The organism is Rhizobium sp. JAB6 (genome assembly GCF_003024605.1).
Lineage (GTDB): Bacteria > Pseudomonadota > Alphaproteobacteria > Rhizobiales > Rhizobiaceae > Rhizobium.
Genome location: NZ_PYJQ01000005.1, coordinates 471,628 through 491,106 on the forward strand (window position 1 = coordinate 471,628; position 19,479 = coordinate 491,106).

At 59.3% G+C, this 19,479-nt stretch carries 15 protein-coding genes and 4 tRNA genes; 15 read left to right on the plus strand and 4 right to left on the minus strand.

Annotated features, from left to right (window positions below):
* Positions 1-114 precede the first annotated feature (114 nt).
* Positions 115-3,012, minus strand: coding sequence for a ribonuclease E/G (locus C7U61_RS08100; RefSeq protein WP_106997604.1), 2,898 nt, complete (start codon positions 3,010-3,012; stop codon positions 115-117).
* Between the two features lie 677 nt (positions 3,013-3,689).
* Between C7U61_RS08100 and C7U61_RS08105 the strand changes: the two genes are divergently transcribed.
* The 3 genes from C7U61_RS08105 to prfB all read left to right on the plus strand — a co-directional run bounded on the left by C7U61_RS08105 (position 3,690) and on the right by prfB (position 8,881).
* A complete protein-coding gene (locus tag C7U61_RS08105; RefSeq protein WP_106997605.1) occupies positions 3,690-4,904 on the plus strand; it encodes an N-acetylmuramoyl-L-alanine amidase in 1,215 nt (404 codons plus the stop codon).
* Positions 4,905-5,161: 257 nt separating this feature from the next.
* On the plus strand, positions 5,162-7,624 hold the full coding sequence (locus C7U61_RS08110) for a penicillin-binding protein 1A (RefSeq protein ID WP_106997606.1): 2,463 nt from the start codon (positions 5,162-5,164) through the stop codon (positions 7,622-7,624).
* 125 nt (positions 7,625-7,749) lie between these two features.
* A protein-coding gene (prfB, locus tag C7U61_RS08115) for a peptide chain release factor 2 (protein WP_106997607.1) occupies positions 7,750-8,881 on the plus strand; the annotation gives its coding sequence in 2 pieces (ribosomal slippage) (positions 7,750-7,818 and positions 7,820-8,881; 1,131 coding nt in all).
* 90 nt (positions 8,882-8,971) lie between these two features.
* Here prfB and C7U61_RS08120 read toward each other — a convergent pair.
* Positions 8,972-9,745, minus strand: coding sequence for an NAD kinase (locus C7U61_RS08120; RefSeq protein ID WP_106997608.1), 774 nt, complete (start codon positions 9,743-9,745; stop codon positions 8,972-8,974).
* A 158-nt stretch (positions 9,746-9,903) separates the two neighbouring features.
* Between C7U61_RS08120 and C7U61_RS08125 the strand changes: the two genes are divergently transcribed.
* Both C7U61_RS08125 and C7U61_RS08130 read left to right on the plus strand, forming a co-directional pair.
* Positions 9,904-9,979, plus strand: a tRNA-Thr gene (locus C7U61_RS08125).
* A 131-nt stretch (positions 9,980-10,110) separates the two neighbouring features.
* On the plus strand, positions 10,111-10,380 hold the full coding sequence (locus C7U61_RS08130) for a hypothetical protein (RefSeq protein WP_106997609.1): 270 nt from the start codon (positions 10,111-10,113) through the stop codon (positions 10,378-10,380).
* Between the two features lie 141 nt (positions 10,381-10,521).
* Here C7U61_RS08130 and C7U61_RS08135 read toward each other — a convergent pair whose 3' ends face one another.
* Entirely contained in the window at positions 10,522-11,211 is a 690-nt protein-coding gene (locus C7U61_RS08135) for an AprI/Inh family metalloprotease inhibitor (protein WP_106997610.1), read from the minus strand.
* Positions 11,212-11,251: 40 nt separating this feature from the next.
* On the minus strand, positions 11,252-12,160 hold the full coding sequence (gene rlmB / locus C7U61_RS08140; protein WP_106997611.1) for a 23S rRNA (guanosine(2251)-2'-O)-methyltransferase RlmB: 909 nt from the start codon (positions 12,158-12,160) through the stop codon (positions 11,252-11,254).
* Positions 12,161-12,359: 199 nt separating this feature from the next.
* Between rlmB and C7U61_RS08145 the strand changes: the two genes are divergently transcribed.
* The 10 genes from C7U61_RS08145 (at position 12,360) to nusG (ending at position 19,418) form a co-directional block, all read left to right on the plus strand.
* A tRNA-Tyr gene (locus C7U61_RS08145) sits at positions 12,360-12,444 on the plus strand.
* Between the two features lie 25 nt (positions 12,445-12,469).
* Positions 12,470-12,543 (plus strand) — tRNA-Gly (locus C7U61_RS08150).
* Between the two features lie 676 nt (positions 12,544-13,219).
* Positions 13,220-13,651 carry a DUF3597 domain-containing protein gene (locus C7U61_RS08155; protein ID WP_106997612.1) on the plus strand — a complete coding sequence of 144 codons (432 nt, stop codon included), beginning with the start codon at positions 13,220-13,222 and terminating at the stop codon, positions 13,649-13,651.
* Positions 13,652-14,046: 395 nt separating this feature from the next.
* A complete protein-coding gene (gene tuf / locus C7U61_RS08160; protein WP_095434658.1) occupies positions 14,047-15,222 on the plus strand; it encodes an elongation factor Tu in 1,176 nt (391 codons plus the stop codon).
* A gap of 180 nt (positions 15,223-15,402) precedes the next feature.
* Entirely contained in the window at positions 15,403-16,296 is an 894-nt protein-coding gene (locus tag C7U61_RS08165) for an NAD(P)-dependent oxidoreductase (RefSeq protein WP_106997613.1), read from the plus strand.
* A gap of 320 nt (positions 16,297-16,616) precedes the next feature.
* Positions 16,617-17,303 (plus strand): glycosyltransferase, encoded by a 687-nt coding sequence (locus C7U61_RS08170; RefSeq protein ID WP_069614840.1) that lies wholly within the window; start codon positions 16,617-16,619, stop codon positions 17,301-17,303.
* Positions 17,300-18,184: a 3-deoxy-manno-octulosonate cytidylyltransferase gene (locus C7U61_RS08175; RefSeq protein ID WP_106997614.1), complete on the plus strand. Its 885-nt coding sequence runs from the start codon at positions 17,300-17,302 to the stop codon at positions 18,182-18,184. Before C7U61_RS08170 ends, C7U61_RS08175 begins: the two co-directional genes overlap by 4 nt.
* Positions 18,185-18,398: 214 nt before the next feature.
* Positions 18,399-18,474: transfer RNA gene (locus C7U61_RS08180), tRNA-Trp, on the plus strand.
* Between the two features lie 194 nt (positions 18,475-18,668).
* Positions 18,669-18,869 carry a preprotein translocase subunit SecE gene (gene secE / locus C7U61_RS08185; RefSeq protein ID WP_106997615.1) on the plus strand — a complete coding sequence of 67 codons (201 nt, stop codon included), beginning with the start codon at positions 18,669-18,671 and terminating at the stop codon, positions 18,867-18,869.
* Between the two features lie 18 nt (positions 18,870-18,887).
* Positions 18,888-19,418, plus strand: a complete 531-nt coding sequence (gene nusG, locus C7U61_RS08190) for a transcription termination/antitermination protein NusG (RefSeq protein WP_106997616.1) — start codon at positions 18,888-18,890, stop codon at positions 19,416-19,418.
* The last annotated feature ends 61 nt before the right edge of the window (positions 19,419-19,479 follow it).

Below are 19,479 nucleotides of genomic sequence, written 5' to 3' on the forward strand. Positions count from 1 at the left end.
TCGATCTGTTTCAGGTGCTTAGGCAGGGACTGCGAATAAATTGGGTGGCGGAAACGAAAAATCCGGCCGCGTCGCCACGGCCGGATTTTGTCGGATCATTTCCTGATGGGCTTCTTAAAAGAAGCCGCGGCGCTGCCACCAGCCTGCCTTTTTCGGCTTGGCCGGCTCTCCGTCGCTCTCACCCCCTTCGTTGGTACGGGTGGATTTCACCACCGGAGCGGAGGAGGAAACGTTGGATTCGCGGTTGGCGCGGGCCGGCTTGGCTGCGTCCTCAGCCGCTTCGGGTGCTGCCGCCTCCGCCGAATTGTCCAGGGCTTCGGTGGTCTCGGCGACCGCTTCTGCTTCGGCATCTGCTGCGGGCGCGTCGTCGACCACGGGCGTCTCGACCGGCGATGCGTCGACAGTCTTTGCCTTGCGGCGACCGCGGCCCTTGGCGGGCTTCACATCTTCGGTGACGGTCGCTGCCGTCTCGACGGCTGCCATGGCCGGCTGCGCCTCGACGGCGGCTTCGCCTTCGGCAACCGCGATCTCGGCCACCGTTACGGTTGCTTCGTCGCCGTCTTCGGCGTCATTCTCATCGGCTTCGCCGGAGTCGGCCTCCTCGCCTGCAGCCGTGTGTTCGTTGCCTTCGTTTTCACGATTGCGTCGGCCACCACGCTTGCCGCGACGGCGGCGCTTGCGCTTTTGCTGCGCGTCATCCTCACCGCCGGCGGACGCGGCATTGTCTGTGCCGGCATCAGCGTCGTCGTCGTCACCTTCTTCCCCGTCCGCGTCCTCGGCGATATTGGCCACGGAGCCATCTTCGGAAGCCGGAGCGCCTTGGATATCATTGCCGCGACCACGACGCCGGCGACGGCGCTTGCGCTTGCGGTTGCCGTCATTGCCTTCAGAGCGGGCGGTAGGCTGCTGCTCGGTGCTTGCAGCCTTTTCTTCCAGTTCTTCGTCTTCATCCTCATCGGCTTCGATAACGATATCGTCGTCATCATCGTCCGGGATGGCTGCGAAGTTGAACAGGCTTTCGATCTTCACCGGATTGGCGACCGGCTCGCCGCGGTCGATCGCGAAGTGCTGCGTGCCGACGGCATTGTCGGCATCGATGACGATCGCGACGCCGAAGCGGCTTTCGTAATCGATGATCGTCTGGCGCTTGTGGTTGAGCAGGTAGAGCGCGATGTCCGGTGTGGTACGCACGGTGATGTCGTGCGTCGTGTTCTTGAGCAGATATTCCTCGATGCCGCGCAGGACGTGGAGGGCAACCGAAGACTGCGAGCGGACGTGACCCGTGCCGCCGCAATGCGAGCAGATCTGCGTTGTACTTTCGAGAACCGAAGCGCGGATGCGCTGGCGCGACATTTCTAGAAGGCCGAAATGCGAGATACGGCCGACCTGGATACGGGCGCGGTCGTTCTTCAGGCATTCCTTCAGCTTCTTCTCGACGGCGCGGTTGTTGCGCTTCTCTTCCATGTCGATGAAGTCAATGACGATCAGGCCGGCAAGGTCGCGCAGACGCAGCTGGCGCGCGATTTCCTCGGCCGCTTCCAGGTTCGTCTGGAGAGCGGTGTCTTCGATCGAATGTTCGCGGGTCGAGCGGCCGGAGTTGACGTCGATCGAAACCAGCGCTTCCGTCTGGTTCATGATCAGGTAGCCGCCTGAACGCAGCGTCACCTGCGGCTGCAGCATGCGGTCGAGCTGCGCCTCGATGCCGGAGCGCGAGAAGATCGGATGGATGTCGCGATAGGGCTGAACCACCTTGGCGTGGCTCGGCATCAGCATCTTCATGAAGTCCTTCGCTTCACGATAGCCTTCTTCGCCGGCAACGATGATCTCGCTGATATCCTTGTTGTAGAGGTCGCGGATCGAGCGCTTGATCAGGCTGCCTTCTTCATAGACAAGGCATGGCGCGGTCGAAGCCAGCGTCAGCGTGCGAACGTTTTCCCAAAGGCGCATCAGATATTCGAAATCGCGCTTGACCTCGACCTTGGTGCGGTTGGCACCGGCGGTACGCAGGATGACGCCCATGCCCTGCGGCACTTCGAGCATCTTGGCGATTTCCTTCAGGCGCTTGCGGTCCTGCGGATTGGTGATCTTGCGGGAAATACCGCCGCCGCGCGCCGTGTTCGGCATCAGCACCGAATAGCGGCCGGCGAGAGAGAGATAGGTGGTGAGCGCCGCGCCCTTGTTGCCGCGCTCTTCCTTGGCCACCTGCACCAGCAGAATCTGGCGGCGCTTGATGACTTCCTGGATGCGGTACTGCTTGCGCGGCTTGCGCTGGGCCCGATCGGGAACTTCTTCCATCGCGTCTTCGGCGCCGACGGATTCGATGACTTCCTCTTCATGGTCATGATCGTCGTCATCGTCGTCGTCATCGCGGCGGCGCTTGGAGGTCGCGACGTCTTCGGAGATCGAATCGGTTTCGACCATCGCAGCCATTTCGCCCGACGGTCCTTCCTCGTCCTCGCCCGGCGCATCGACGGCGGCCGTTGCTTCCGGAGCGGGGGCTTCTTCGGCTGCGGCTTTCTTGCGGCTGCGGCGCGGCTTTGCCTTCTTGGCGGGCGCTGCCTCTTCCGCGGCTTCGACTGCCTCCGAGGCTGGAGCCTCTTCCGCGATTGCGGCCGGCACTGCGGCTTCTTCGCCCTGCGTCGGGACGATACCGATATCGGGCTGTTCCTGCTGCGAAAGATCGAGCGCGGTTTCGACATGCTCGACATCGTCGTCGCGGCGATGCTCTTCGGCCTCCGCCTTCAGAAGCGCCTGCCGGTCGGCCAGCGGAATCTGGTAATAATCGGGGTGGATTTCGGCAAAGGCGAGGAAACCATGCCGGTTGCCGCCGTAGTCAACGAAAGCGGCCTGAAGCGAAGGTTCTACCCGCGTTACCTTTGCAAGATAGATGTTGCCGCGAATTTGCTTCTTGTGCTGGGACTCGAAGTCAAATTCTTCTATGCGGTTCCCGCGAACGACAACGACGCGCGTCTCTTCCTCGTGAGACGCATCGATAAGCATTTTGTCTGCCATGAAAGCTGTGCTCCTCGGCGCAGACAGTCGGATGGGGGCCTGCCTGTCGCTGGGACAGGCTGGATGTGATCCGCCATTGCTGCACCGGATAATGAAAGTCGCGATTGGTTCGGCGATGACAGCATCCAGACGGCAGCCGGGGCATCATTTCCCTGGGGTCTGTTGACTTTTTGAAAAAGCTGCTGCGGTGACATCCGTAACCAAGCGAGATCGACTATGCCTTAGACCCACAAATGGGTCCGATGAATGTGCTCTCTAAAGAGCGTTTGGTGGCTCTCCACCGATGAATTTCCCGTTTGAAGCCGGAAATTCAGATATCCACTGTTTCGAGCAGAAGTACTGCAGACGGCGGATGAATGCCGCTTATTGGCGCCTGGTACTCGAGGCGGCTGCCTTTGCGACGACTCTATCCCGTCAACACTTCTACCCTAATATGCGTTGTATGTTTTATCTGTCACAATAGCAAGGGAAAAGCCAAGTATGCCATAATATTGATGGATTCGTCGGATGATGAGGACGCGGGAGAGTGTCTTGTCGATTCGTCTCCCGGGCATCATCGATGCAGCCATCAGGTCAAACCTGGTTCCCGTTATTGGGACTTCAAAATCAACGTCGAAACCAATATGGGGCGCGTTGGGCACTTGGTAAAGGGATTGCGGCATGTGGCGGAGATTGGCGTGAGGGCTTTGCGATTTGCGGCAGCGGCCTTCGCTCTGGTAAGTCTCGTTTCGGTTTCGACATTTGCGCCGGCAGTGGCGGCAGATGATTCCGTGCTGGCCTATGGCGCCCGCATCGCCGGTGACGATGCCCGCACGCGGATCGTCATCGACATGGATCGGGCTCCTACCTTCACGGTTCACTACCTCGACAATCCCGTCCGCGTCGTCGTCGATCTCCCGTCAACTGCATTCGGCTTTCCCGCTGGCAGTCTCAAGCCGGCCGGTCTTTTCAAGGATATCCGCTACGGCACGATGGATGCGGATAGCGCCCGCATCGTGCTGACGGCAAAGAAACCGGTAAAGCTGGTTACGGCCAAGGTTCAGGCCGATGAGAGCGGTAAGGGGCAGCGCCTCGTGTTGGATGCCGAGATGCTGCCGGCCGAACAGTTTGCCGAGCTGGTGAAGAAGCAGAGCTGGACGAGTGACGATACCGCAAAGAATGTCGGCGCGGTCGAGCCGACGCAGAAGGCCGATCCGAATGTGTTCCTTGTTGCGGTCGATGCCGGTCACGGCGGCATCGACGCCGGCGCGACCGGTACGGACGGCGTCACGCAGGAAAAGGACATCACGCTCGCATTTGCGAAGATGTTTGCCGACAAGCTGAATGCGCAGCCCGGCATCAAGGCTTTTCTGACGCGCGACAAGGATCAGTATCTGTCCCTGTCCGAACGTGTGACGATCGCCCGGCAGAATCGCGCCTCGCTCTTCATCTCGCTGCATGCCGATACGCTGAAGCAGAAGGATATCCGCGGCGCGACCGTCTATACCATCTCGGACAAGGCGTCGGACCGGCTCGCCGGCGAAGTGGCCGATCGTGAAAACAACTCCGATCAGATTGCCGGCGCCGAGGCTCAGACGCAGCCGGCCGCCGTCAACGACATTCTGATGGATCTGACGCGCCGCGAGACCCAGGCCTTTTCCATCTCGCTGGCGCAGGATGTGCTGTCCTCGTTCAATGGTCAGATCGCCATGATCAACAATCCGCATCGCCATGCAGGTTTCCAGGTCCTGACGGCGCCCGACGTACCTTCGATCCTGCTCGAGCTCGGCTTTCTCTCCAACAAGGAGGATGAAAAGCTGCTGCTCGATCCGACTTGGCGCGGGAAGGTAGCCGACCGTCTGACGGAGGCGGTGAAACAGTATCGCGTATCGATCATCGCAAACGGTGGCTGACGGCTCCGGATAGAACGATTGCCGTGGCTTCCATGTAACAGCAATGTACTTTAGAACTGGATCAAATTGGAATGTCGGCCACGAGCCCTATTTTGCTCACATTCCCGCCGTTACAGCGAAGTATCATTTGCTCGCGTATGACGCACGGCTTTGTCCCATTGCCGTCTTGCATTCACGCCGCGAGCGTGCAAAACGCCCGTGACTATGCGATGATCTCGCGCACGTGCCGCATGAAGAACAAGCACCGGTAGTATCAGATGATCAGACTGATTGGATATTTCTTTGGCCTCGGCTGCCTCCTGTTTCTGGGTGCGGCGGCTGCGGCTGCCATCTATCTGAGCGTGGTCTCGAAGGAACTGCCCGATTATGAGGTGCTTGCCAAATACGCGCCGCCGGTAACGACGCGCATTCACGCCGGCAACGGCGCGCTGATGAAGGAATATTCGCGCGAGAACCGGCTTTTCGTGCCGATCCAGGCCATTCCCGATCGCGTCAAGGCGGCCTTCCTTTCGGCCGAAGACAAGAATTTCTATAATCATCCGGGTGTCGATGTCGGCGGCCTTATCCGCGCCGTGGCCGTGAACCTGCAGAATATCGGTTCGGGTCGCCGCTTCGTCGGTGCGTCCACCATCACGCAGCAGGTCGCCAAGAACTTCCTGCTTTCGGCCGACCAGACGTTCGACCGCAAGATCAAGGAAGCGATTCTCTCTTTCCGCATCGAACAGGCTTACAGCAAGGACAAGATTCTTGAGCTTTACCTGAACGAAATCTATTTCGGCCTGAACTCCTACGGCATCGCCGGCGCCGCGCTGACCTATTTCGACAAGTCGGTCAACGAGCTGACCATCGCCGAATCGGCCTATCTGGCATCGCTTCCGAAAGGTCCGTCGAACTACAATCCGTTCCGCCGCGCCGAGGCGGCGCTCACCCGCCGCAACTGGGTGATCGACCGCATGGTCGAGAACGGCTATGTCAGCCAGAGCGATGGCGAAGAAGCGAAGAAGCAGCCGCTGGGCGTCGTGCCGCCGAAGAGCGGCCCGTCGCTGTTCGCCTCCGATTATTTTGCCGAGGAAGTTCGCCGCCAGCTGATCGACCAATATGGCGAAAAGACCCTCTACGAAGGCGGTCTTTCCGTTCGCACCTCGCTCGACCCGCAGATGCAGCTCGAAGCTCGCAAGGCCCTTCAGGATGGTCTGGTCGATTATGATGAGCGCCGCGGCTATCGTGGCCCGATCAAGCAGATTGCGACTTCGCAGGATTGGGGCGCCGAGCTCGCCAAGGTTCCAAGCCTGAGCGACGTGCCGGAATGGAAGGTTGCCGTCGTCCTTTCCGTATCCGATCAAGGCGTCGATATCGGTCTCCAGCCCCGCGTCGATGCCGCCGGCAAGGTATCGACGGAGCGCACGCGCGGCACGATCGCTCCCGCCGACATGCGCTGGGCCTATCGCTCGGCCGGCGGCAAGTCTGCCAAATCGCCAAGCGGCGTCCTGAGCCCAGGCGACGTGATTTACGTGCAGAAGACCGGCAATGCCGATTCGAGCAGCTATCGCCTGCGCCAGCCGCCGAAGGTGCAGGGCGGTCTCGTGGCCATGGACCCGCACACCGGCCGTGTGCTCGCAATGGTGGGCGGCTTCTCCTACGCGCAGTCGGAATTCAACCGTGCCACCCAGGCGAAACGCCAGCCGGGCTCGTCCTTTAAGCCCTTCGTTTACGCCGCCGCCATGGACAATGGCTATACGCCGGCCTCCGTCATTCTCGACGATCCTGTGCAGATCACGCTCAGCAACGGCGATGTCTGGAAGCCGACGAACTACGAAGGCGAGGGCGGTGGCGTCCATACGCTTCGTTTCGCGATTGAACACTCGCGCAACCTGATGACGGTCCGTCTTGCGTCCGACATGGGCATGCCGCTGGTTGCGGAATATGCCGAGCGTTTCGGCATTTACGATCATATGAACCCCGTGCTCGCCATGTCGCTCGGTGCCGGCGAAACAACGGTGCTGCGCATGGTTTCGGCTTATTCGGTCATCGCCAACGGCGGCAAGCAGATCAAGCCGACGCTGATCGACCGGATCCAGGATCGCTACGGCAAGACCATCTTCAAGCATGAAGAGCGCGTCTGCGACAGTTGCAACGTCAGTGCCTGGCAGAATCAGGAAGAGCCCGTCATCGCCGACAACCGCGAACAGGTGCTCGATCCGATGACGGCCTATCAAGTCACGTCGATGATGCAGGGCGTCGTCATCCGCGGCACGGCGGCCGGCAAGATCAAGCTCAATACCGATGTCGCCGGCAAGACCGGCACCACCAACGATGAGAAGGACGCCTGGTTCGTCGGCTACACGCCGAGCCTGGTTGCCGGCCTTTACATCGGATATGACACACCGTCCACGCTCGGCCGCGGCGGCACCGGCGGCGCGCTTGCGGCACCGATCTTCAACGAGTTCATGCAGGCTGCGACCAAGAACCAGCCGCCGGAGAAATTCCAGGTGCCCGCCGGCATGACGATGGTTGCAGTCAACCGTGCGACCGGCATGGCCGCGCAGCCCGGCGAGCCGAATGCCATCATGGAAGCCTTCAAGCCCGGCACGGGTCCGGCTACCAGCCTGCAGGTCATCGGCGGCGGCGATGCCGCGGCTCAGGTGGCACCGGAGGAAATCCTGCGCACGTCGCCCCAGGCAAACCAGGCTGTTACCTCCGGAGCGGGCGGTCTTTTCTGATCCTTTCCGATTTGTCGATCATCACGCCGCGGGGCTTTACAGCAGCGGCATGTATATCTATGTCACCAGCACTCTTGGAATTGGATGACCGCTTGCCTTGAGCGGTGAACTGAAGAAGTGGGATTATGCGAGCCGAAATCGAGAAAGTAGTCGATGAAACCAAGCAGGCTATCACCCTGCTGAGGAGGCATCTTTGACTGGGACCAGGCGATAAGACGACTGGACTGGTTGAACAATAAATCAGAGGATCCGACCCTCTGGAACGACGCTGCCGAGGCGCAGAAGCTGATGCGCGAGCGCCAGCAGCTTGACGATGGCATCAGCGGCGTGCGCGCGCTGGAACAGCAACTTGCCGACAATGTCGAGCTGATCGAGCTTGGCGAGGAAGAGGGCGACGCCGATGTCGTTCGCGAAGCTGAAGAAGCGCTCAAGGGCTTGAAGGCGGAAGCCGCGCGCCGGCAGGTGGAAGCCATGCTCTCGGGCGAGGCGGATGCCAACGATACCTATCTTGAAGTCCACTCCGGCGCCGGCGGCACCGAAAGCCAGGACTGGGCGAACATGCTCTTGCGCATGTATACCCGCTGGGCCGAGCGTCAGCGCTTCAAGGTGGAACTGCTGGAAGTCCATGACGGCGAAGAAGCCGGCATCAAGTCCGCGACCCTGCTCATCAAGGGACACAATGCCTATGGCTGGCTGAAGACCGAATCGGGTGTGCATCGCCTGGTGCGCATCTCGCCCTATGACAGCAATGCGCGCCGTCACACGTCGTTCTCGTCGATCTGGGTTTATCCTGTTGTCGACGACTCGATCCAGATCGAGATCAACGAGAGCGATTGCCGCATCGATACCTACCGTTCATCGGGCGCCGGCGGCCAGCACGTCAACACGACCGATTCGGCCGTGCGCATCACGCACATCCCCACGGGGATCGTCGTGCAGTGCCAGCAGGAGCGCTCGCAGCACAAGAACCGCGCCAAGGCCTGGGACATGCTGCGCGCCCGCATGTATGAGGCCGAATTGATGAAGCGGGAAGAGGCTGCCAACGCCGAAGCCGCCTCCAAGACGGACATCGGCTGGGGGCACCAGATCCGCTCCTACGTCCTGCAGCCTTATCAGCTGGTAAAGGATCTGCGCACCGGCGTTTCCAGCACGGCGCCAGGCGACGTTCTGGACGGTGATCTCAATGAGTTCATGGAAGCTGCCCTTGCGCACCGCATCAGCGGCGCCGCCGATGCCGTCGTGGACGACGTCGAATAGGGTCGCGTCCGTTCGAGCATAGAAAAAGCCCCGGCGACGGGGCTTTTTTCATGGTGCATTGGCGTCTTGGGCCTGATGCAAATATCTCACTCAATCTGAAAACTGTTCCGCCAGAATCCTGTCCGACCATGATCTGTCCGGATCGGAGAGGATGCGGGCCGTTGTATCCTCGCTCTGGCGGATCTGAATGCCGAGAACCGATTTGACCTCGGTATTGTCGGCGGCGGCATTGACCGGGCGCTTCTCCGCTTCGAGCACGGTGATGTCGACCGTCACTTTGTTCGGAAGAAGCGCGCCGCGCCAGCGGCGGGGGCGGAAGGCGCTGACGGGCGTCATGGCGAGCAGCGGTGCTTCGAGCGGCAGGATCGGGCCGTGGGCGGAAAGATTGTAGGCGGTGGAACCTGCCGGCGTCGTCACCATCAGTCCGTCGCAGATCAGTTCCGGCAGGCGAACCAGCCCATCGATCTCCACCTTCAGCTTTGCCGTCTGATAGGACTGGCGAAACAGCGAGACTTCATTGATGGCAAGCGCGACGCAGGAACTGCCGTCGGCATTGCGGGTGGTCATCTGCAGGGGATGAAACGCGTTTTCGACGGCTGCCTCGATGCGCTCGGACAGACCATCCGTGCGATAGTCGTTCATCAGGAAGCCGATGGAGCCGCGATTCATGCCGTAGACGCGCTTGCCGGTATTCATCGTCTTGTGCAGCGTCTGCAGCATGAAACCGTCACCGCCGAGAGCCACGATGATATCCGCATCTTCCTGCGATGTCTGGCCGTAAAGGCCAATAAGCTCTTCCTGCGCCGCTTGAGCCTCTGGCGCGGTGGAGGCGAGAAAACAGACGGATTGAAGATTGCGCGACATGCAATGTCCTTTGAATAGCGATTCTTCGTAATGTTATTCCCTTGCCGCGACAAGACGTTTCGCTCGGACTGGTGAATCGGTCGATCCCCAGCTTTGAAGCGGATCGACCGATTTTCCCTTTACAGGATTTCAAAATCTGGTACTTGGCATGCCGTTACGCCCTTGTAGCTCAGTTGGTAGAGCACCTGATTTGTAATCAGGGGGTCGCGGGTTCGAACCCTGCCGGGGGCACCATTTTCCTGTATATCGTCGATCATTTCATCTCCGGTATGGAAAACCGGCGGCAGCGACATAATATGTCGTCATGCGCGCGTTCCAACTACGCGTAGCGGTCATCAATCCTATCTTCGTGTGTCTGGAACCATATGCCCAGCAATCCCAAGAAGCCTAAACTCGAACACTCCGAGCTTTCGGGTGAATTCACCGATGATGGTGTGACCGTTCTGGTCGATATCTTTCGCCCGGCCGGCACCAATGCCGACTGGCGGATGGAGGTCATTACGCCGGAAGAGGATCTGATCGAATGGGAAGAGCCCTTCGCGACCGATCGCGAAGCATTCGACGAGTTCCTGGCGACGATTGCACGCGATGGCATCAGATCGTTCTTCGACGAAGCGGATCCTGCGATACACTGATCACTCGTCGGCGCATGGACGGCGACAGACGCGCGGAAAGAGCAGCCTGTGGAAGGGCCCGCCTTCGTCATGAAGGCGGCCGGCAATATCAGAAATATAGTTATGCTTGCGATTTGCAGGTAGCGGTCAGGCTCTGCCGCCTTATTTGCGTACCAGCAGCAGGGGCTCGCCTTCCTCTTCTTCGGACTTCTGGAAGCTGCCATCGGGCTTCATGTCGAAGGATAGAGACGAGCCGTCATTGCCCAGCATGACGAGCCCGAACCCTTCTGTCGCCCAGAGGGAAAGCTTGAGGTCGCCGACTTCGCCGGCGCAGTTGCCGTTTGACGACATCTTGGCGGTGCCGTCCTGATCCTTGTCGGCGGTAAGCGTGATATCGCAGACGGGCTTGCCATCCGGTGTCTGGATGCGCCAGGCGCCGGCAAGGCTTTCGGTGGTCGGCACATGATCGACATCGCCGAGCGCCGGCAGCAGCCAGGTCCGGTCGCCGCCTTCGCTTTCCCACGGCGAGCCTTCCTCCTGCTGGAAGCGCATGAGGGACTTGCCCCCACTGTCCGCGATCGCCAACGCTCCATCATCGGTGAAATTCCAGATCTTGGCTGCGGCGAGCGCGGGCAGCGGCGTCGCACAGGCATCCGCCCCCGTAATCTCGTAGCCGCCCGACACCGTATTCGTCCCGAAAGTGAGGCGGCAGCCCTTGGCACCGCTTTCCGGCGCAACCAGCCAGACGCCGGCCTGCGCCTGGATCATTTCGTCATCGGCGGAATGCGCCGGCTGGACCGCTGTCAGAGCAAGAGCGGCGGCAACCGCCGCGGGACCAAGAAGACGGATCAAGGCAAATTCTCCGAACGTGCTGCGGCCGCCAAGGGCGCCACTATGATTTGAGATAGGACCGCGTCGCATATAGCGCGATCGCGGCTGCGTTCGAGACATTCAACGACTTGATGGCGCCGGGCATATCGAGCCGAGCGAGCGCATTCACCGTTTCCCGCGTCTTCTGGCGCAGGCCCTTGCCCTCGGAGCCGAGCACGAGCGCGATCTTGTCGCCGCTGAAGGTTCCTTCCAGCGGAGCCGGACCTTCCGAATCAAGCCCGATCGTCGTGAAGCCGAGACGGTGCAGTTCTTCGAGCGCATCGGCGAGATTGGTGATCTGTATATAAGGTATGAGCTCGAGCGCGCCCGAGGCCGACTTTGCCATCACGCCCGATTCGGTCGGGCTGTGGCGCTGCGTGGTGATGACGGCACCCGCATCGAAAGCGACGGCCGAGCGCATGATGGCGCCGACATTGTGCGGATCCGTCACCTGATCGAGAACGAGGAGCAACGGGCTGTCCTTCAACGCCTCGAGGCGGCGCACGGGCAGGGGACGCGTTTCCAGCATGACGCCCTGGTGAATCGCTTCTGGGCCAAGCACCTTGTCGATATCCTGCGGCGAGACGATCTCGACCGGGATGCCGAGTTGATCGGCCGGACCGATTTCCAGCCGCACCAGCGCATTCTGCGTCGCGGACAGCTTGACGTTCTTGCGCTGCGGATTGCTCAGCGCCGCGCGAACCGTATGGAGCCCATAGAGAAAGACCTGATCGGGCGCGAGTGCCGGCGGCTTCCAATCGTCCGCGCCGGCCTTCTTGCGCTTCTGCGGCGTCGGCGTAGGTATCTCGCCACGCTCGCGCTTGGCATCGCGATGCGCGCGGCGCAGCGTTGCATAATGGGTGTCCTTGGCCGAGCGGTCGCCGGCGGTGTGGTCTTGGCCCTGGCGGCCCGGTGATTTGTCTTTGCTCATGGGGCTTTATAACCAGCGCCTTCCCGAGCGCCTAGTCCTCTTTCGGTGCCGGGCTTTTCCCACAGACTGAAATTTTTTCGTCATTTTTGGCAATTCCTTGTGTTGACAGACGGAAATCGTCCGGTCATATACGCGGCGCAGATCACGGCGGCGACGCCACGGTCTGACAAGCTTGGTCGCAAGATCCAGTCGGAAAACTGGAGGGATGCCCGAGTGGTTAAAGGGGACGGACTGTAAATCCGTTGGCTCAGCCTACGTTGGTTCAAATCCAACTCCCTCCACCATTCCGTGCCGGATCTTGACCATCCCGCGGGTATAGCTCAATGGTAGAGCAGCAGCCTTCCAAGCTGAATACGCGGGTTCGATTCCCGCTACCCGCTCCAGCTATTTCAGTCATTTAGCTATATCCCATATCACTATGCGGCCAATTGCCTTTGGCAAGGGCCATCCAAGATGCTCTTCCCGAGGGCTACTCTCTCTTCCTCTTGAATTGTTCTTTGAGGGCTTTTAAATATCGGGAGACGGATAAAGAGCCTCGGGCCGAGGTTTTCCGTCCACCCCGAACTTCTCAAGCCGAGTTCGTGTCGGGCCTTCAATTCAAAGGAGGCCTATTGTGCCAAACAAAATGTTCGCCATCAGACCTGTCAAAGGTGCAAGATTGAATTGCACGCGGCGGAGGTCGGAAATCAATCGATCGTATTTTGTCCTTCATGCAAAGCGACCGGTCCCCTTGATGGCGCTGGCCTGATTGACGATCCACTACCAGATTGGGCGGTGACAAATTTGCTTGCACAGTCCTTTGTTCATCGCGAACGCTAGGTTTTGTCGTTATTTGACCTCGGCAACGATCTCCAGGTCGAGGTCAATGACGTTAATCCGCGGCTTGACCTTTCCGCATAGCTGTACCTGCAGAATTCGGCAATCTACCCTCCAGGCGTCTCCGACTTGTTGACCTTATTAGGTGGTGCGACTCCCATCTTTGCATAGTTGACATGAAGGGTTGCTTATATCAGCGCGAGCTATAGATACTGCTCAAGCAACCGAAACGGGAGAGCGCAAATGGGTATCTTCGACAAGATCAAGGGTGCAATCTGGGGAGAGGCAAAGGCTGCGGGAGCCGCTCCGGCGCCATCGCAAACTACGGCGGCAACTGCCAATCCGGCGCCTGCGCCAACGCCGGCTCCTTCAGCGACTACGGCAGCAACCTCGCCTGCAACCAGCGCGCCGTCCGCGCCAGTGGATATCGCCTCGATCCTCGATGCAGCGGTCAAGAAGAGCGGCCAGAAGCTGGATTGGAAGCATTCGATCGTCGATCTCATGAAGGCGCTCGGCATGGATGCAAGCCTTTCCGAGCGCGAGGAGCTGGCGCAGGAGCTCGGCTATACCGGCGATACGGGCGATTCCGCCAAGATGAACACGTTCCTCCACAAGGCTCTTCTGAAGAAGCTTGCGGACAATGGCAGCAAGGTGCCGGCCGATCTTCTCGATTGATTGTCTTTTGTCCCGGCGGTCGGCAATGCGCCCGCCGCCGGATGGCATGCCAATCAGGCGACGAGCCATGATTGCGTCCGGTAGTTGCGCGCTCCCGCCGATGGGCGAGGGCGCCTTTTGTTTGCAGCGCCAGATGCCCGGCGGCGCCTCTGGAATTCCTCTTGGCGCTCCTATCTAAGCGCCTGAACCGGCAAATGCTTTTACATCTTGCCGGATCGGCCGGCAAAGCTTGTGCGGCGAAGGAATGCCGAAGGCTGCGGACCGCGCGCCGTCGGCCGGGCTTTGCCGGAAATAGCGCCTGCAATTAAGTCTTGCGCAAATGCGATGAAAGCCTTAAACGGCGGCACTAAACCGGTTCGCCGGGGCCACTCATTACGTTCACAGGAAGCATTCAAATGGCAAAGAGTAAGTTTGAGCGCAATAAGCCGCACGTTAACATCGGTACGATCGGTCACGTTGACCACGGCAAGACGTCCTTGACGGCAGCGATCACGAAGTACTTCGGCGAGTTCAAGGCGTATGACCAAATCGACGCGGCTCCGGAAGAGAAGGCCCGTGGCATCACGATCTCGACGGCCCACGTTGAATACGAGACGCCGAACCGTCACTATGCGCACGTTGACTGCCCCGGCCACGCCGACTACGTGAAGAACATGATCACGGGTGCCGCTCAGATGGACGGCGCGATCCTGGTTTGCTCCGCCGCCGACGGCCCGATGCCGCAGACGCGCGAGCACATTCTGCTCGCCCGCCAGGTTGGCGTTCCGGCGATCGTCGTATTCCTGAACAAGGTCGACCAGGTTGACGACGCCGAGCTTCTGGAACTCGTCGAGCTCGAAGTTCGCGAACTTCTGTCGTCCTACGACTTCCCGGGCGACGACATCCCGGTCGTCAAGGGTTCGGCGCTGGCTGCGCTTGAAGATTCGGACAAGAAGATCGGCGAAGATGCGATCCGCGAGCTGATGGCTCAGGTTGACGCCTATATCCCGACGCCCGAGCGTCCGATCGACCAGCCGTTCCTGATGCCGATCGAAGACGTGTTCTCGATCTCCGGCCGTGGTACGGTTGTGACGGGCCGCGTCGAGCGTGGCGTGATCAAGGTTGGTGAAGAAGTCGAGATCGTCGGCATTCGTCCGACGTCGAAGACGACGGTGACCGGCGTTGAAATGTTCCGCAAGCTGCTCGACCAGGGCCAGGCCGGCGACAACATTGGCGCGCTGATCCGCGGTGTGAACCGTGACGGCGTCGAGCGTGGTCAGATCCTGTGCAAGCCGGGTTCTGTGAAGCCGCACAAGAAGTTCAAGGCCGAAGCCTACATCCTGACGAAGGAAGAAGGCGGCCGTCATACGCCGTTCTTCACGAACTACCGTCCGCAGTTCTACTTCCGTACGACGGACGTGACGGGCATCGTGACGCTTCCGGAAGGCACGGAAATGGTTATGCCTGGCGACAACGTGACGGTTGACGTCGAGCTGATCGTTCCGATCGCGATGGAAGAAAAGCTTCGCTTCGCCATCCGCGAAGGCGGCCGCACCGTCGGCGCTGGCATCGTGGCATCGATCGTCGAGTAATCTTCGGATTATTCTTTTACTAGAAGGGCCTCGCTGGAAACAGCGGGGCCTTTTCGCATTGGGCAAGTCAGCGCCTCGATTCTGCTATCTCGCTGGAAGAACCTCCGCTCACCAAGCCGTGTCTTGCGAAACAGATACAAGGGCCTATGTATCGCTCGATTTTCCAAGGAGGAGATTTTCATGAAGAAACGTATTTTGTTTACCGGCGGAAGCGGCAAGGCGGGGCGTCATACGGTTCCGTGGCTGGTCGATGCCGGCTATGAGGTCCACAATGTCGATCTCGTGCCGCTGAACAGTCCTGGCGTCACCAACCTGCAGGCCGATGTCACCGATGCGGGACAGGTTTATAATGTCCTGACGATGCATCGCGACTTTCCCGATCTCGATCAGGGCAAGGGCGTGCAGCCTTTCGACGCCGTCGTGCATTTCGCAGCCATCCCGCGCATCCTGATCAAGCCGGACAACGAGACATTCCGCATCAACACGATGAGCACCTACAATGTCATCGAGGCGGCGGCGAAGCTCGGTGTGAAGAAGATCATCATCGCCTCCAGCGAGACGACCTATGGCGTCTGCTTCGCCGAAGGCCATCGCGACTTCCATCAGTTCCCGCTGGAGGAGGACTATGATGTCAATCCGATGGATTCCTATGGCCTGTCCAAGGTCGTAAACGAGAAGACGGCTCGGGCTTTCGCCGAGCGTTTCGGCATCGACATCTATGCGCTGCGTATCGGTAACGTCATCGAGCCGCATGAATATCAGCGTTTCCCGGAGTTTTTCGCCAATAGCGAAATCCGCAAACGCATTGCCTGGAGCTATATCGACGCCCGCGATCTCGGCCAGATCGTTCATCTCTGCATCGAGAAGAACGGCCTCGGCTTTCAGGTCTTCAATGCCGCCAACGACACGGTATCGGCCAATACGCCATCGCGAGAGCTGGCCGCCAAGCACTTTCCGAATGTCCCCTTCACGCGCGAGATCGGCGAATATGAGGGCTTGCTGTCCAACCGCAAGATCCGCGAGGTCCTGGGCTTCAAGGAGGAACACGACTGGCGGAAATACGTGAAGGTCTGAGGCGCAAAGCCTGAGAATCCCCCGGGGGCTGCATTTTGGGGGTGTCCGGGGGAGGGGAGCGGCGAAATCTCTCCATTTGTTACGCAGCATAACCAAAAATGCTTCCGCAAACACTCGACAAATATCCTGGTTTCTTTAAGTAGGTTCAGGTTCGCGGCATCTCCTGTAGATTGCAGCGCGTCGTGCGGCGTATTCGGCACATGGTTGAACCGTCATTCCGCGGCCGAAAGGCTTCATGCGATGAAATGAGCCTTGCTTGTCTCACGGCGAAGGATAATTTGCCGGCTGATTCAGAACAGACCAGCCGTTTCGGAGGTATCATGAAGGATAATGTTGCACGCATTTTCGTCGGGTTCGATTCCAAGGAGGTCGTGGCCTATCACGTCCTGACCCAGAGCATCATCGAGCGCTCGTCTATTCCGGTGGTGTTCTCGCCGATCGTGCTCAACAATCTCGAGGGCATCTTCACGCGCGAGCGCAACCCGCTGCAGTCGACCGAATTTTCCTTCTCGCGCTTCCTCGTGCCTTACCTCAGCGATTACCAGGGCTGGAGCATCTTCATGGATTGCGACATGCTCGCCCGCGCCGATATCGCGGAGCTTTGGGCGTTGCGTGACGATCGCTACGCCGCCATGTGCGTCAAGCACGACTACCAGCCAAAGATCGAGACCAAGTTCCTCGGTCAGACGCAGACCAAATACGAGAAGAAGAACTGGTCGAGCATGATCCTGTTCAACAACGCCAAATGCACGGCGTTGACGAAGGATTTCGTCAATACGGCGACTGGTCTTCAGCTGCATCAGTTCAAGTGGCTGGAGAATGACGATCAGATTGGCGAGGTGCCGGTGGTCTGGAACTATCTAGTAAACGAATATGATTATCGCGAAGATGCCAAGCTGGTGCACTTCACCGATGGCGGCCCGTATTTCGACGAATATCGCAACGACGATTACGCCGAAGAATGGTTCGCCATGCGCGATCGGATGCTGCACGTCCAACAGAAATGAACGAAGTGGACCACAGAACGTCGGACGCCATTGATGTCGGCCTTCCGGCTGCGGGTGCCGCAGCCGGCCTGAACGGCGCCGACGAATGGCGCGATGTGCTGGCGGGCTTCTCGCATATCGTCCTAGTCGCCAACAGCGACGCGGTCGATATCGCCAGCCTGCAGACGCAGTTTCCGGAAACGGCGCTCTTCGTCTTCTTCAACAAGGTTTACAAGGTTCTGGACCGTCCGTTCCATGGGCATTCGCTGCTGATCTCTCGTGGTCAGCCGCGAGGCGCCAACATCGTCTATCGCGGCGAAGTGGGCGAGGTGGTCAAATTCTTCCCCGCGGAATATTTCCTCGGCGTCATGAACATCCGGCTTGGTTCGGAAGAGAAGCTCAATCCGGCCGCCGATTTTCAGGGCGCACCGACCGGCCATCTCGATCTCGTGGGCTTCTGTTCGGATTTCTATACGGAAGGCAAGACGCCGACGAGCGGCTTTGCCATGGCGCTTTGGCTCAGTGATCTGAAACTGCCCGGTGCGATCGTGCTTGCCGGCTTCTCGGCAAGGCGCAGTCAGAAGTGGAGGGTCGTTTCCGTCCATGACTGGAGTTTCGAGCAGACCTTCCTTCGCCTTTTTGCCCGCCTGGGAAAGATCACCATCCATGGCGGGGTCGCGCTGAACCCCTATCTCCGCCTTGCTGAGCGCTTCACGGAAGTGCCGCCGGCCGAGATTGCCTTGGCCGCGGCCGAGGTTTTGTCGGAGAGGTTGGGCAATAGCGACGCCGAAATAGATAAGCTGATCTCCCTGACCAATGTGATTCGCTCCGCGGATAGTTTCATGCGCCGCCTCAGGCCGAAATTTCTCAAGCGCAAGCCGAAAGGCTCACCCGGAGAGTAACGAAGGCGAGGGCATTCTTTCCGATAGCATTTGCGGCAGCTTTGCCCCTTGCGGCGGACCTTTTGTTCGAGCTTGCTCCATGCGAAACTGCGGTTCCGCTTTGGGAAAAAGCAAAAAACGCTCTTGCCAATCGTTTCATCCCGCCTTAAAGGGAGCGCCATGTCTTCGAACTGCTTGGGCGGTCCACCGCTCGAAGCGAATATTCGAAGGAAGAAGGGGTATAGCTCAGTTGGTAGAGCGGCGGTCTCCAAAACCGCAGGTCGTAGGTTCGAGCCCTGCTGCCCCTGCCATTTTCCTCGATTTGACTGGCGCGTCGTTTCGCAGCTTCTTGGATTGGGGATATGCCGGATTGCCGGCAAATTTTAGAAAGCACCGTATTGCCTCTTGTTAAATCGGGAATCGGTGTTTATGTAGGGTTCAACAGACACGCGGTGCGTGGGGCTGATATGTTCAGCTTTACGCGCCGTAATTGCGTGGGCAGTCAATGGCATCCAAAACGAATCCAATAGCGTTTCTGCGGCAGGTGCGCTCCGAGACGTCGAAAATCACTTGGCCCTCGCGTCGCGAGACGATGATCTCGACGGTGATGGTGCTCGTCATGGTCGTTTTCGCCTCGCTGTTTTTCTTTGCTGCCGACCAGCTTATTGGCTGGATTCTCAGCTACGTGCTGAATACCGGCAACTGATATCGGGTGGAGATGAACATGGCGGCACGTTGGTACATCGTCCACGCTTATTCTAATTTTGAAAAGAAGGTGGCTGATTCCATCGAGGAGAAGGCCAGGCAGAAGGGTCTCGAGCATCTGTTCGAGAAGATTCTTGTGCCGACCGAAAAGGTTGTCGAGGTTCGTCGCGGCCGTAAGGTCGACAGCGAGCGCAAGTTCTTCCCGGGTTACGTGCTCGTACGCGCCAACCTGACGGATGAGGCCTATCATCTGATCAAGAATACGCCGAAAGTCACTGGCTTCCTCGGCTCCGATAATAAGCCCGTTCCGATTCCGGATTATGAAGCCGAGCGCATTCTCGGTCAGGTCCAGGAAGGCGTCGAGCGGCCGAAAGCTTCCGTATCCTTCGAGATCGGCGAGCAGGTCCGCGTGTCCGATGGCCCGTTTGCCTCGTTCAACGGCACGGTTCAGGATGTGGACGAAGAGCGTTCTCGCCTGAAGGTGGAGGTGTCGATCTTCGGCCGCGCCACGCCGGTCGAGCTGGAATACAGCCAGGTCGAGAAGGTCTGATTGTGATTTCTACGAAAGGTTGGCCTGGCGGCTGGCCTTTTGTTCGAGTTTGGATATAAGT

Coding starts and splice junctions, on each gene's coding strand:
- C7U61_RS08100 (WP_106997604.1), bottom strand. CDS start 3,012: ATGGCAGACAAAATGCTTATCGATGCGTCTCACGAGGAAGAGACGCGC.
- C7U61_RS08110 (WP_106997606.1), top strand. CDS start 5,162: ATGATCAGACTGATTGGATATTTCTTTGGCCTCGGCTGCCTCCTGTTT.
- C7U61_RS08120 (WP_106997608.1), bottom strand. CDS start 9,745: ATGTCGCGCAATCTTCAATCCGTCTGTTTTCTCGCCTCCACCGCGCCA.
- C7U61_RS08130 (WP_106997609.1), top strand. CDS start 10,111: ATGCCCAGCAATCCCAAGAAGCCTAAACTCGAACACTCCGAGCTTTCG.
- rlmB (WP_106997611.1), bottom strand. CDS start 12,160: ATGAGCAAAGACAAATCACCGGGCCGCCAGGGCCAAGACCACACCGCC.
- C7U61_RS08155 (WP_106997612.1), top strand. CDS start 13,220: ATGGGTATCTTCGACAAGATCAAGGGTGCAATCTGGGGAGAGGCAAAG.
- tuf (WP_095434658.1), top strand. CDS start 14,047: ATGGCAAAGAGTAAGTTTGAGCGCAATAAGCCGCACGTTAACATCGGT.
- C7U61_RS08165 (WP_106997613.1), top strand. CDS start 15,403: ATGAAGAAACGTATTTTGTTTACCGGCGGAAGCGGCAAGGCGGGGCGT.
- C7U61_RS08170 (WP_069614840.1), top strand. CDS start 16,617: ATGAAGGATAATGTTGCACGCATTTTCGTCGGGTTCGATTCCAAGGAG.
- C7U61_RS08175 (WP_106997614.1), top strand. CDS start 17,300: ATGAACGAAGTGGACCACAGAACGTCGGACGCCATTGATGTCGGCCTT.
- secE (WP_106997615.1), top strand. CDS start 18,669: ATGGCATCCAAAACGAATCCAATAGCGTTTCTGCGGCAGGTGCGCTCC.
- nusG (WP_106997616.1), top strand. CDS start 18,888: ATGGCGGCACGTTGGTACATCGTCCACGCTTATTCTAATTTTGAAAAG.